This is a genomic window from Pantoea sp. CTOTU46764 (assembly GCF_031974595.1).
In the GTDB taxonomy this organism is placed as follows: Bacteria; Pseudomonadota; Gammaproteobacteria; order Enterobacterales; family Enterobacteriaceae; genus Pantoea; species Pantoea trifolii.
Genome location: NZ_DALYOQ010000063.1, coordinates 1 through 13,602, shown reverse-complemented (window position 1 = coordinate 13,602; position 13,602 = coordinate 1). Strand labels below are relative to the sequence as shown.

Genomic DNA, 13,602 nt, shown 5'->3' with positions numbered 1-13,602 from the left:
AACAATCCGGTACTTTTGATGCCCGTACCGAAGCAACCGAGCGCGTGATGGACTCCAACGATTTGGAGAAAGAGCGTGGGATTACCATCCTCGCAAAAAACACCGCCATCAAATGGAATGACTACCGTATCAACATCGTTGATACCCCAGGACACGCCGACTTCGGTGGTGAAGTGGAGCGCGTCATGTCCATGGTGGATTCGGTGCTGCTGGTTGTAGATGCGATGGATGGCCCTATGCCGCAAACCCGCTTCGTAACCAAGAAAGCATTTGCTCATGGTTTGAAGCCGATTGTGGTTATCAACAAAGTTGACCGTCCGGGCGCGCGTCCTGATTGGGTTGTTGATCAGGTATTTGACCTGTTCGTTAACCTGGATGCGACTGACGAGCAGCTGGACTTCCCGATCATCTTCGCTTCGGCGTTGAATGGTATCGCGGGTCTGGAACACACCGACATGGCTGACGACATGACCCCGCTGTATCAGGCGATCGTTGACCACGTTTCTCCACCTCAGGTTGAGGTTGAAGCGCCACTGCAGATGCAAATCTCGCAGCTGGACTACAACAACTATCTGGGCGTGATCGGCATTGGCCGCATCAAGCGCGGTACCGTGAAGCCGAACCAGCAAGTCACTATCATTGATAGCGAAGGCAAAACCCGTAACGGTAAAGTCGGTAAAGTGCTGGGCCACCTTGGTCTGGAGCGTATCGAAAGCACCCTGGCGGAAGCGGGCGACATCATCGCGATCACCGGTCTGGGCGAGCTGAACATCTCTGACACCATCTGCGACACGCAGAATGTGGAAGCGTTGCCAGCCCTGAGCGTCGACGAACCAACCGTAACCATGTTCTTCAACGTGAACACCTCACCGTTCTGCGGTAAAGAAGGTAAGTTCGTGACTTCGCGCCAGATTCTGGAGCGTTTGAACAAAGAGCTGGTACACAACGTGGCACTGCGCGTTGAAGAAACCGAAGATTCGGATGCATTCCGCGTTTCAGGTCGTGGTGAGCTGCACTTGTCAGTTCTGATCGAGAACATGCGTCGTGAAGGTTTCGAGCTGGCGGTATCCCGTCCGAAAGTAATCTTCCGTGAGCACGAAGGCCGTAAGCAGGAGCCATTCGAAAACGTGACCCTCGACATCGAAGAAACCCACCAGGGTTCTGTGATGCAAGCGATGGGTGAGCGTAAAGGCGACCTGAAAAACATGGATCCAGATGGCAAAGGCCGTGTACGTCTTGACTACATGATCCCAAGCCGTGGTCTGATCGGCTTCCGTAACGAATTCATGACCATGACTTCAGGTACCGGTCTGCTGTACTCCACCTTCAGCCACTACGACGACGTTCGTCCAGGCGAAGTGGGCCAGCGTCAGAACGGCGTGCTGATCTCAAACGGTCAGGGTAAAGCGGTCGCGTTCGCCCTGTTCGGTCTGCAGGATCGCGGTAAGCTGTTCCTGGGTCACGGTGCGGAAGTGTATGAAGGCCAGATCATCGGTATTCACAGCCGTTCTAACGACCTGACAGTAAACTGCCTGACCGGTAAGAAACTGACCAACATGCGTGCGTCAGGTACTGACGAAGCCACCACTCTGGTTCCACCGCAGAAAATGACGCTGGAACAGGCTATCGAGTTCATCGATGATGACGAACTGGTAGAAGTGACTCCGTTGTCAGTCCGTATTCGTAAACGTCACCTGACCGAGAACGATCGTAAGCGTTCTTCTCGCGGCAGCAAAGAGTAAGCGAAACAGTCTGATATTGAGCCCCGCACTTGCGGGGCTTTTTTATGCCTGCAACCCGCTGCAACGCTCGCTTAATGAAGTTTGGCTCCGCCTCCAGATTACTGATTTCCCGCCTTTCGTCCCTGTTCAGCTCCCACTTTTGCCGCTAAAGTGAATGATCCAGGGAACGAAAAGGAGAGGCGTCATGCTGTACATCTTTGATTTAGGCAATGTGATTGTTGATATCGATTTCAATCGTGTGCTCGGCGTCTGGAGCGATTTGGGGCGCGTGCCGTTATCCACGCTGCAAAGTCGTTTCCGCATGGATGAGGCTTTTGAGCAACACGAACGCGGTGAAATCAGCGATCCGGAATTTGCTGCACGTATCTGCGACCAGCTGGATATCGCGCTGAGCTATCCGCAATTCACCGCTGGCTGGCAGGCGGTTTTTGTCGGCGTGCGTCCGGAAACGCTGGCGATCATGAACAAGCTGCGTGCCAATGGCGAGCGCGTGGTGATCCTGTCCAATACCAATCAGCTGCACTTTGAGTTCTGGCCAACCCAATATCCCGATGTTCAACAGGCGGCCGATCATCTTTATATGTCGCAGGATATTGGCATGCGTAAGCCGGAAGCGCGCATCTATCACTATGTGCTGCAGCACGAAGGTTATCAGGCCAATCAGGCGGTGTTTTTCGATGATAACCAGGCCAATATCGACGCTGCGCGCGCGCTTGGTATTGAAAGCGTGCTGGTGGTTGATGATAAAACCGTGCCGGACTGGTTTGCGGGTCGTCTCTGAGTGCTGAACCAACGACATCTGCGCCACTCGGCGCATGCCTTTTATTTGTGGGTAAAACTGCTGTGGCGACGCATTGACGATGACAACATGACGACGCAGGCGGGTAATCTCGCCTACGTTTCATTGCTGGCATTGGTGCCGCTGATTGCCGTGGTGTTCGCGCTGTTTGCTGCTTTTCCGATGTTCTCGGATATCAGCGTGCAGTTGAAGAACTTCATTTTTACCAACTTCATCCCGGCAACGGGCGACGTTATTCAGCGTTATCTCGACCAGTTCGTCGCCAACGTCAATAAGATGACGGCGATTGGTATTGTGGGGTTGATCGTCACCGCGTTGCTGCTGATGCATTCGGTGGATAGCGCATTAAACGCCATCTGGCGCAGCGATAAGCCGCGTCCGATGGTCTATTCGTTTGCCGTTTACTGGATGATCTTAACGCTCGGGCCGCTGCTGGCGGGCGCAAGCTTAGCGCTCAGCTCCTATCTGTTATCGCTGCGGTGGTTGAGTGTGACAGGCGTAACCAGTCTGGTTGATCAGCTGCTCCGTATTTTCCCGCTGTGCCTCTCCATCCTCGCTTTCTGGCTGCTGTATAGCATTGTGCCGACGCGGCGCGTGCCCACGCGTGATGCACTGATCGGCGCCATCGTTGCCGGATTGTTGTTCGAGCTGGGCAAAAAAGGCTTTGCGCTCTATGTTACGATGTTCCCTTCGTATCAGTTAATTTACGGCGTTCTGGCGGTCATCCCCATTCTGTTCCTTTGGGTCTATTGGTCGTGGTGTATTGTGTTGTTAGGCGCGGAAATCACCGTCACGCTGGATGACTATCGCCAGCTAAAACAGCAGGAACGCGAAAAAGAACGTGAGGAAACATGATTGCTTTGATTCAGCGCGTCAGCCACGCCAGTGTTAGCGTTGACGACGCGACAGTGGGCGAAATTGGCAATGGGTTATTGGTGTTATTGGGTGTGGAAAAGGGCGACGACGAACAAAAAGCGCAGCGTCTAACCGAGCGCGTGCTGGGCTACCGCATCTTTGCGGATGAGAATGACAAAATGAATCTCAATGTGCAGCAGGCGGGTGGTAGCGTGCTGGTGGTGTCGCAATTCACTCTCGCCGCAGATACCAATAAAGGGATGCGTCCCTCTTTCTCTGGCGGCGCAGAACCGGCGGAAGCCGAGCGCCTCTATGCATACTTTAGCGATTGCTGCCGAGCACAGGGCGTGACCACCGCAAACGGGCGCTTCGCCGCCAATATGCAGGTTTCGTTAGTAAACGATGGTCCGGTGACCTTCTGGTTACAGGTGTGAGGTTTTCAGCCGAGCGGCAAGGACTTAGCCACGCAAGCTCCGAACGAGAGAATCACTTTATGTATCATCTTCGCGTACCGCAAACGGCGGAAGAGCTGGATATGTATTACCAGTTCCGCTGGGAAATGTTACGAAAGCCGCTGCGTCAGCCGCAGGGTTCTGAGCGTGATGCCTGGGATGCGCTGGCACATCATCAAATGGTGGTGGATGAGCAGGGCAAACCAGTAGCGATCGGTCGTCTGTACATCAACGCTGAGAACGAAGCGGCGATTCGCTTCCTTGCCGTGCATCCTTCCGTGCAGGGCAAAGGTCTTGGCACGCTGGTGGCGATGACGCTGGAATCGGTTGCGCGTCAGGAAGGCGCGAAACGCGTCACCTGTAGCGCGCGTGAAGACGCGGTCGAATTCTTCGCCAAGCTTGGCTACGTCAATCAGGGTGAAATCACCGCGCCGCAAACCACGCCGGTGCGCCACTTCCTGATGATCAAACCGGTCGTGACGCTTGACGATATTCTGCATCGCGCCGACTGGTGCGGACAGCTGCAACAAGCCTGGTATGAGCACATCCCGTTGAGTGAAAAAATGGGCGTGCGCATTCTGCAATACACCGGGCAGAAATTCGTTACCACCATGCCTGAAGCGGGCAACCAGAATCCCCATCACACCTTGTTTGCGGGCAGCCTGTTCTCGCTCGCCACGCTAACCGGTTGGGGTTTGATTTGGCTGCTGCTGCGCGAGCGGCATCTCGGTGGCACCATTATTCTGGCGGATGCGCATATTCGCTATAGCAAACCAATAAGCGGCCGTCCGGGCGCAATTGCCGATCTCGGCTCGCTCAGCGGTGATCTTGACCGTTTGGCGCGAGGCCGCAAAGCGCGCGTGCAGATGGAAGTGGAGTTGTTTGGTGATGATGAGTTGGGCGCGGTATTCGAAGGCGTCTACATCGTGCTGCCCGCCGATTCTGACGGAGCGCTGGAAGAGGGCGGTTCCGGCGCCCGTATCAACTAACACGTAGGGTCGCCATTCATGGCGACCTTTCTATTTTACCTTACTGAACCTGCCCGCCCCGCATCGTCTGCTGCACCGACTGTGCATCGGTAGTAACCGACAACGTACCATCCACGCTTGGGCGCAGCGGCGCGCTGGCGTTCAACGAGCCTTTCACCTGCAGCTGCAAATTACTGTTGCCGCTCAACTGCAGCGTTGGCCAACCCCAATTTCCCAGCACGTTTGCCGGCACAGCCTGGCCTTTCAGATTCAGCGTCAGCGGACGTTGCGCATCCTGCCCAACCGTTGCAGAACCTTCCAGTAAACCGCTGCCGTTAAAGGCGCTCAACTCCGTTACCTGAATCTGCTGGTCATTGGCATTCAGCGCAATGGATGGATGGCGCAGATCGGTGCGATTGAAGGTGGCTTCAGCCGCGTTGAAGCTGGCTTTACCGGCCCAGATTCCCCACTGATGTTGACGTGCCAACAGCAGGTTATCCGCGCTGCCATCCAGTGACGTCATCTGGAACGGGAACGCCGGATTGATATCAATAATCAGGTTACGGTTGGCGGTGGCGCGCGTTATCAGCACGCTATCCAGCCAATCCGGTAAAGTTTGCTGCCAGCGCTCACGCCAGTTTTGCGGCAAGGTATATTCCAGCCCGGCGATCGCCAGTTCATCCAGCGTTAAACGCTTGTCGCTGCGCGTCCAGTTGCCGCTGGCGCGCACCACGCCATTCACCCAGCGCGAACTGAACTGCGTCAGCGCGATACCCTGCGGCGAGAGATCGGCATTGACGATAGGATCGTTGAGCTCAAAGCCACCGTTAATGAAATTCCCGGCGTTCATGGAGAGAGAACCGCCATCGCTTTCCCAATCATCGCCGCGCAGCGTGACATTTTTCAGGGTTAAATCGAGATCGGTCACCGCCCAATCCGGTCCTTGCAGGCGTGCATCGGTCATATCCAGACGGTTGATGCTCACTGAAGGCACATCGCGCAGCGGATTGAGGAAGTCGCTCAGGCTTTGATGAGTTTGCAGACGGATATCGTTGAGGCGCAGTTGGTCGATCTTCCAGTTACCCTGCGCATCACGTTCGGCGTTGCCGGTCATCGAACCGCGCGCCAGATCGGCACCGATATTGCTCAGCACCAGACGACGTTGCTTAATGCTGCCCTGCAGCAGCACGTTGTTGCCCGGCACACCATCCAGCGTCAGAGTGCCAGCGCTGATCTGGAACTGCGCGTCGCTGCCCAGCACGTCGTTAGGCAGCGGTTTCCACGGCAGAAGACCGCCGTTCACGCGCTGAGCGGTCATCGGCAACGCGCTATGCGGATTCTCAATGCGCACGTTATTCAGCTGCAGGCGATTGGCCTGAATCGGCAGCGTGGTATCGGGCGCTTGATTAGCCAGATTGATTTCACCGTCGCGTATTTCGATGCTGTTGAAGTGCAGCGGATCGCTAAACTGAACCAGCGCAAGGCCGAGATCAACGCGTTTCGCCACCAACACGGCGGGCTGGCCATCATGGCCAAAGCTGAAGTCATCGAGAATGATGTGCGAAGGAGAGGAGAAGCCGTGCTCAATCTTGCTGAGAGAGAGATGCCAGGCGGTTTTATCGCTTACCCAGCGGCTAAACCAACCTGCGCCCCATTGTGTTTGCAGCAACACATACAGCACTACCAGCGCCAGCAGAATTAGCAGCAGTAAGGTAAGGAAAAACTTGCCTAAAAATTTCATCGCACTCATCCATCCCGATATTTATCCGGTGAGTGGTTGTTATGCCTGAATTACCGTTACAGCTCAACAGCCTGGATGTAAATGCGGATAAATATCAGGCAGGCCGAAGCCTGCCGTCTGGATTACTTTTCTTGCGGGAAGATCAGGTTCAGCACGATGGCGGTAATACCACCGGCCGCAATGCCAGATGAAAGCAGGGTTTTCAGCCAGTCTGGGGCAAATTGCAGAATCAGCGGCTGCTGAGAAACGCCCAAACCGACCGCCAGCGACAGCGCGATAATCATGATGGCACGACGATTCAGCGGCTCGCGTGAAACAATGCGCACGCCAGACGCGGCGATGGTACCGAACATCACAATGGTTGCACCGCCCAGCACCGATTCCGGAATGTGCTGCACAAAACCGCTCACGGCCGGGAACAGGCCAAGCACGATCAGCATCAGCGCCACGACAAACCCCACATAGCGGCTGGCAACGCCGGTAAGCTGAATCACGCCGTTGTTCTGGCCAAAACAGGAGTTCGGGAAAGTATTGAACAGCGCCGAGACAAAGGAGTTAAGCCCGTTTGCCAACACGCCGCCTTTCAGACGCTTCATATACAGCGGACCACTCACCGGCTGCTCGGAAACATCAGAGGTCGCGGTGATGTCGCCAATGGTTTCCAATGAGGTCACCATAAACACCAGCATCAGCGGAATCAGCAGATTCCAGTCAAAGCCCAGCCCATAGTAGAGCGGCGATGGCACGGCAATCAGCGGCTGATCGGCTGGCGTGCTGGTGGCAGGCAGCATATCCAGCGCCCAGGCCAGCGCATAACCTACCGCCATCGCGATCACCAGCGAAGCCACGCGCAGATAAGCATTACGCTGGCGATTAAGCAGGATAATCACCACCAATACCGAAGCTGCCAGCAATAAGTTTTTCGGGGCACCGAACGTGTGATCGCTCATCGCAGCAAAGCCGCCGCCGATAGAGGTCAAACCGACCTGAATCAGCGACAGGCCAATAATCATCACCACAATGCCGGAAACCAGCGGCGTAATGATGCGGCGCGCCAGGTGCAGCACGCGTGACAGCACCATTTCGGTACACGACGCCACCATCAGCGTGCCAAACAGCGCCGCCATCATGGTTGGTACATCAACGCCGCCGTTTTTCAGCGCCATACCGCCCATGATCAGCGGCGTGACGAAGTTAAAACTGGTGCCCTGAATCGACAACAGGCCGGAACCCACCGGTCCCCAGGTTTTGATTTGCAGAATGGATGCCACGCCCGAGGCAAACAGCGACATGCTGATGATGTGCTGCGTATCCTGCGCCGGTAAACCCAGCGCCTGGCAAATTAATAGCGCGGGCGTAATCACCGCGACAAACATCGCCAGCAAATGCTGACAGGCAGCAAACAAGGTTTGCGCTAATGGTGGACGATCTTCGAGGCGGTAAATCAGTTCACTTTTCGGGCTTGCAGCGCTGGCAGGCTGGCAAGTTTCAGCGGTGTTGACGGACATGGTGGACGTTCTCAATTACAACAAAGGGGCGATTTTAAACGGTTGCGTTGTGAAAGCAATCGTTTGCAATGCCCCTTTTTACTTCCGTTGATCTAGAGCGTAAACACCGTGCGGCAGCGGCTATCATCTTCCTGCCACGCCAGCGCGACGTCACTCAGCGGGCGCATCTGGAAGGCGATGGAAAAATCGCTCTCGGCGGCGGCCGTCAGCATTTCACCGATGCAGGCGATCAACGCTTTATCCGATACGCTGCCGAGGCCGCTGCCCATTAATGTCAGCCCGGAGGAGCGCAGCAGCTTACTGTGCAGGGTAATCTCCTGTCCGCTCAACGAACCGATTTGCACAAAGCGCACCGTTTTTTCTCCGCCTGCTACGGTGGCCTGCATAATATCGAGCGCGCTCTGGCCCCAAAGATAATCCAGCACCACATCAATGCCTTCTTTCATCAATGCCGGTAACGCGCCCGGCAATTCATCCAGCGTGAAAGTGAGGTCAGCACCCTGCGCACGCAGTTGATCCAGCGCGGCGCGATTGCGGCCGGTAGCGATGATTTTTCCTGCGCCCAGATGCTGCGCGATGCGCACCGCTAAACCGCCCGACGTGCCGGTTGCGCCATTGATCAGCACGGTTTCACCGGCGCGCAGCTGAGCGCGTCGGGTTAATGCTGCCCAGGATGACATACCCGGATTCGCCAGCGCGGCGGCCAGCACCGGATCCAGTGTGGCCGGCAACGAAATGATGCTTTCGGCGGGCACTAAGGTTCTTTCCGCCATGCTGCCCCACGGCGCATCAAAAGCGAGAAAGTAAACCGGATCGCCATTGCTCAGCGTGCCGGTACCATCAATGCCGGTAATAAAGGGATAGTGCGCGGCCGCGCTGTAATGTGTTCCGGCGGCGCGTGCTTTTGCCAGTTGGCTGATGGCGGCGGCTTTCACTGTTACCACGACATGGCTTTCATCAGCCTGCGGTTCAGGGAAATCACCGTAAACGGGCAGTTCACCTGCTGCGGAAACTATCGCTGCTTTCATGCTTTCACCTTCAGTTAAGTGGAAACTATGTGTAATATGCACACATTAGGCTTGCCTCGGGATAACGTCAATGAAAAATGTGCAAAATACACATAATAGTGCTGCGTTTGATGATCTGCACAACGCGCTGCTGATGATTGTAGGGACTTTCAATCGTCCGCAACGTGATGAATTATTAATAAAAGAGTCGAATATTCAGCTCGATCGCGCGCTGTTTCCGCTACTGATTCAAATCGGTCGCTTCGGGCCAATTGGCGTAGTGGAGCTGGCAGAGCGTGCCGGACGCGATTACACCACCGTCAGTCGTCAGGTGGCGAAGCTGGAGGAGTTAGGGTTGGCGCAGCGCCAGAAAAATGCCAAAGACAAACGGGTGAATGAGGCGGTGATCACTGCGGCGGGTAAAGCGATGACTGACAAAATCGATGCGGCGCGCGCGCAGATCTATCAGAACCTGTTTGCCAACTGGCCGGATGAAGAGCGCGCCGAGCTGGCGCGTCTGCTGCAGAAGTTTGTCGGGGATTTTATGGCTATCGATAAAACGAAAACGGCGGATTAAGCGTTGCTGTAGCGCTCGGTTTCCGGCAGCCAGCGCTCAATCAGCGCCTGCGCCTGCTCGGGATAGTGCTGGTGGATATGACGCGCCACGCGTTGAACTTCGGGAATCATGCCCTGATCGCGCAGTAAATCCGCCACTTTAAACTCGGCGTTGCCGGTTTGACGTGTGCCGAGCATCTCACCTGGACCACGAATCTCCAGATCGTGCTGAGCAATCACGAAGCCATCGTTGCTATCGCGCAGCACCTGCAAACGCTTCTGCGCGGTTTTGCTGAGCGGCGCTTTATACAACAACACGCAGTGTGAGGCGACAGCACCACGGCCCACGCGGCCGCGCAGCTGATGCAGCTGGGCCAAACCGAGACGTTCCGGGTTTTCGATAATCATCAGGCTGGCATTCGGCACATCCACGCCCACTTCGATAACCGTGGTGGCGATCAGCAGCTGGATTTCATTGGCCTTAAACGCCGCCATTACCGCCTGTTTTTCGGCGGGCTTCATGCGGCCGTGCACCAGGCCAACCTGCAAATCGGGCAGCGCCACTTTAAGCTCTTCCCATGTTGCTTCCGCCGCCTGCGCTTCCAGCACTTCCGACTCTTCAATCAGCGTACATACCCAATAAGCCTGACGTCCTTCGTGACAGGCACTTTGCACGCGGGTAATGATCTCACTGCGGCGGCTGTCGGGAATCGCCACCGTGGTGACCGGCGTACGGCCTGGCGGTAATTCGTCGATGGTGGAGGTATCGAGATCGGCGTAAGCGGTCATTGCCAGCGTGCGCGGAATCGGCGTGGCGGTCATGATCAGCTGATGCGGATGGAAACCTTGTTCCTCGCCTTTTTCCCACAGCGCTAAGCGCTGATGCACGCCAAAGCGGTGCTGCTCATCAATGATCACCAGCGCCATGCCGTTGAATTTTACCTGCTCCTGGAACAGCGCGTGGGTGCCGACCACCATCGCGACCTGGCCGCTGGCAATGGCTTCCTGCTGCGCTTCGCGCGCTTTGCCTTTCTGCTTGCCCGCCAGCCAGCCCACTTCAATTCCCAGCGGTGCAAACCACTGGCGGAAGTTGTTGGCATGCTGCTCGGCCAGCAGTTCAGTCGGCGCCATCAGCGCCACCTGTTTGCCGTGCGCGATGACGTTCAGTGCCGCCAGAGCGGCCACCAGCGTTTTGCCGGAGCCAACATCGCCCTGCACCAAGCGCATCATCGGAAAATCGTTGGCCAGATCTTTTTCGATTTCTGCCACCACGCGTTTTTGCGCACCGGTTGGCGAGAAGGGTAGCGCCGCCAGCAGCTGATCAACCAGCTCGTGGCGCGCCGTCATCGGCAGCGCATGATGGCGCTGCGCACCGGCGCGTACCGCCAGCATGCTGAGGTTATGCGCCAGCAGCTCTTCCAGAATTAAGCGTTTTTGTGCCGGATGGCGGCCGGTTTCCAGCTCGCTCAGACGCAAATCCGGCGGCGGACGATGCAGCGTGCGCAGTGCATCCGGCAGGCTAATCAGCCCGCCGCTCAGTTCAGACGGCAGCAGCTCGGCAATCGGGCAGCTCTCCATCAGCGTCAACGCCTGGTCGGTGAGATTGCGCAGTGTCGCCTGACGAATGCCTTCGGTGGTGGGATAAACCGGCGTCAGGGTTTCCTGCAGCTCAACGCCGCCTTGTTCGCCCTGCACGCGATACTCGGGATGAATGATTTCAGCACCGCGCTGACCGCGTTTAATCTCGCCATAGGCGGTGACGCGACGGCCCGGCGACAGGCTGTTTTTCATCCCGGCATTGAAATTGAAGAAGCGCATGGTCAGCATGCCGCTGCCATCGCTGATCTGGCATACCAACATGCGGCGACGACCAAAAGTGATTTCGCTGCTCAGCACTTCACCTTCCACCGTGGCATAAACGCCCGGCAGCAGGTCATTGATTTTATACAGTTGAGTGCGGTCTTCGTAGCGCAGTGGCAGATGCAGCAGTAAATCCTGAATGGTAAACAGGCCAAGTTTGGCCAGCTTGCCCGCCTGACTGGCGCCGACGCCGGTCAGGGTACTGAGCGGGATGGCATCCAGCAGACGGCCTTTCATTTTCTACCTGTCGATTGCATGGTGGCCCACCAATCGGCGTCGGCTTCCACTTCGCCCTGGCCATTGATATACGGATAAGGCAGATTTTTTTGCTTGGCGACGCGCGCCAGCACCGGATAACCGCCTTCAAACAGCAAACGCTGTTGCTCATCTTCATCCAGCAGGCTGTAGGTGCGTTGATACATGCCGGCATTCTGTCGCTGACGTTGTGCTTCATACAAAATCAGCGCGGAAGCCACCGAGACATTGAGCGACTGCACCATGCCGACCATCGGCACAATGATGTCCTGATCGGCCAGCGCCAGCGCTTCAGCGGTAATACCGGTTTTTTCCTGACCCATCAGAATGCAGGTCGGTTTGGTGTAATCGATGTCGCGAAAATCTACCGCTTTGGCCGACAGATTGGTCGCCAGCACCTGCATGCCTTCATCCTTCAGATGACGCACCGCATCTGCAATATGCAGATGCGTTTTGACCTTCACCCAACTATTGCTGCCAGCCGAAGCGGAAACCATGGTGCGCATACGCACGCTTGGCCAGACGGCGTGCACTTCATGAATGCCCACCGCATCGGCGGTACGGATCACTGCCGAGACGTTATGCGGTTTATGCACCTGTTCCATGCAGACGGTGAGATCGTGCTGGCGCAGGGCCAGCATCTCCTGAATTCGGGCAAAACGTTGAGCGTTCATGGACTAATTACGGTTGCGGTGAACTTTGATCACGTCCGGCATTACGCGGATTTTGCGCATAATATTTGCCAGATGGACGCGATCGTTCGCGGTGAGACGGATAAAGGCGCTATACACGCGACCATCACGCTCTTCGGTATTCAGGCTCTGAATATTGGAACCGGCGGTGTTGATTGCCGCAGTCAGATTCGCCAGTGCGCCCTGATGATTGAACATGTCGACTTTAATCTCAGCGACAAATTCCTGATCGGTCACTTTATCCCACTCTACCGGCATGAACTTTTCAGGCTCTTTTTGGTAGCCGCGAATGTTACGGCAGGATTCGTGATGCACCACCAAACCTTTGCCGGGACTGACGTGCGCCACAATCGGGTCACCAGGAATCGGACGGCAGCATTTGGCGAAGGTAATCAGCACGCCATCCGCGCCTTTGATCGGCAGCTTTTTACGTTTGCTGTTGCTCTGCGGCTCTTCATTGCCGGACTGCAGCAAGTTCTTCGCCACCACCACGCTCATGGCGTTGCCTAAGCCGATTTCTGCCAGCAAATCATCGATAGCGATCAGCTTCATGCGCTCAAGTTCGTGCTGAATGTTCTCAACTGGAATCTCTGCCAGCTTCTTGCTGCCGCCGAGCGCGTGGCTCAACAGACGACGACCAAGGTTGACGGAGTCTTCACGTTTGAGGTTTTTCAGCAGCTGACGGATTTTGGCGCGCGCTTTCGAGCTGACGACAAAATTGAGCCAGGCAGCGTTCGGGCGAGCGCCCGGCGCGGTAATGATTTCAATGGTTTGACCGCTGGTCAGCGATTGTGACAGCGGGTAAGGCTGGCGATCGACGCGTGCGCCGACGCAGGCATGACCGATATCGGTATGCACCGCATAGGCGAAATCGACTGGCGTGGCGCCAGCCGGTAATTCGACGATGCGGCCTTCCGGCGTGAACACGTAGATCTCATCCGGGAAGAGATCGGATTTCACGCTTTCGATAAATTCAAATGAGCTACCGGCGCTTTGTTGCAGCTCCAGCAGGCTTTGTAGCCAGCGTTGAGCACGAATCTGCGCGGTGGTGCCGCTGACTTCGCCGCTCTCTTTATACGCCCAGTGTGCTGCCACACCCATTTCTGCCATCTGATCCATATCTTCAGTACGGATCTGCACCTCAACCGGCACGCCGTGCGGGCCAATC

The 13,602-nt window shown here is 56.2% G+C and carries 12 protein-coding genes; 6 read left to right on the top strand and 6 right to left on the bottom strand.

Annotated features, from left to right (window positions below; genetic code table 11):
• From typA to fabY, 5 genes are all read left to right on the top strand, one after another.
• Window positions 1-1,742, top strand: a 1,742-nt coding sequence (gene typA, locus RTM06_RS17700; RefSeq protein WP_312183933.1) for a ribosome-dependent GTPase TypA, incomplete at its 5' end; no start/stop codon positions are given.
• 184 nt (window positions 1,743-1,926) lie between these two features.
• On the top strand, window positions 1,927-2,523 hold the full coding sequence (yihX, locus tag RTM06_RS17695) for a glucose-1-phosphatase (protein WP_312183931.1): 597 nt from the start codon (window positions 1,927-1,929) through the stop codon (window positions 2,521-2,523).
• Between the two features lie 3 nt (window positions 2,524-2,526).
• The gene (locus RTM06_RS17690; protein WP_154183215.1) at window positions 2,527-3,396 is read left to right on the top strand and encodes a virulence factor BrkB family protein; all 870 of its coding nucleotides are present in this window, start codon (window positions 2,527-2,529) and stop codon (window positions 3,394-3,396) included.
• Window positions 3,393-3,830: a D-aminoacyl-tRNA deacylase gene (gene dtd / locus RTM06_RS17685; RefSeq protein WP_312183929.1), complete on the top strand. Its 438-nt coding sequence runs from the start codon at window positions 3,393-3,395 to the stop codon at window positions 3,828-3,830. Before RTM06_RS17690 ends, dtd begins: the two co-directional genes overlap by 4 nt.
• Window positions 3,831-3,889: 59 nt before the next feature.
• Window positions 3,890-4,837 (top strand): fatty acid biosynthesis protein FabY, encoded by a 948-nt coding sequence (gene fabY, locus RTM06_RS17680; RefSeq protein ID WP_008109787.1) that lies wholly within the window; start codon window positions 3,890-3,892, stop codon window positions 4,835-4,837.
• A gap of 40 nt (window positions 4,838-4,877) precedes the next feature.
• On the opposite strand, the gene RTM06_RS17675 is transcribed toward fabY, so the two are convergent.
• The 3 genes from RTM06_RS17675 to RTM06_RS17665 form a co-directional block, all read right to left on the bottom strand.
• Window positions 4,878-6,557: an AsmA family protein gene (locus RTM06_RS17675; protein WP_312183927.1), complete on the bottom strand. Its 1,680-nt coding sequence runs from the start codon at window positions 6,555-6,557 to the stop codon at window positions 4,878-4,880.
• 122 nt (window positions 6,558-6,679) lie between these two features.
• Window positions 6,680-8,065 (bottom strand): uracil-xanthine permease family protein, encoded by a 1,386-nt coding sequence (locus RTM06_RS17670; protein WP_312183925.1) that lies wholly within the window; start codon window positions 8,063-8,065, stop codon window positions 6,680-6,682.
• A gap of 92 nt (window positions 8,066-8,157) precedes the next feature.
• Entirely contained in the window at window positions 8,158-9,093 is a 936-nt protein-coding gene (locus RTM06_RS17665) for a zinc-binding alcohol dehydrogenase family protein (protein ID WP_312183923.1), read from the bottom strand.
• Between the two features lie 70 nt (window positions 9,094-9,163).
• Between RTM06_RS17665 and RTM06_RS17660 the strand changes: the two genes are divergently transcribed.
• Window positions 9,164-9,649 (top strand): MarR family winged helix-turn-helix transcriptional regulator, encoded by a 486-nt coding sequence (locus tag RTM06_RS17660; protein ID WP_312183921.1) that lies wholly within the window; start codon window positions 9,164-9,166, stop codon window positions 9,647-9,649.
• Here the strand turns inward: RTM06_RS17660 and recG are convergent.
• The 3 genes from recG to RTM06_RS17645 form a co-directional block, all read right to left on the bottom strand.
• Entirely contained in the window at window positions 9,646-11,724 is a 2,079-nt protein-coding gene (gene recG, locus RTM06_RS17655; protein WP_312183919.1) for an ATP-dependent DNA helicase RecG, read from the bottom strand. The two genes, RTM06_RS17660 and recG, sit on opposite strands and share 4 nt — an antisense overlap.
• A complete protein-coding gene (gene trmH, locus RTM06_RS17650; RefSeq protein WP_176971639.1) occupies window positions 11,721-12,416 on the bottom strand; it encodes a tRNA (guanosine(18)-2'-O)-methyltransferase TrmH in 696 nt (231 codons plus the stop codon). Before trmH ends, recG begins: the two co-directional genes overlap by 4 nt.
• Window positions 12,417-12,419: 3 nt before the next feature.
• Window positions 12,420-13,602: TGS domain-containing protein (locus RTM06_RS17645; RefSeq protein ID WP_312183917.1), on the bottom strand; the 1,183-nt coding region annotated here is incomplete at its 5' end.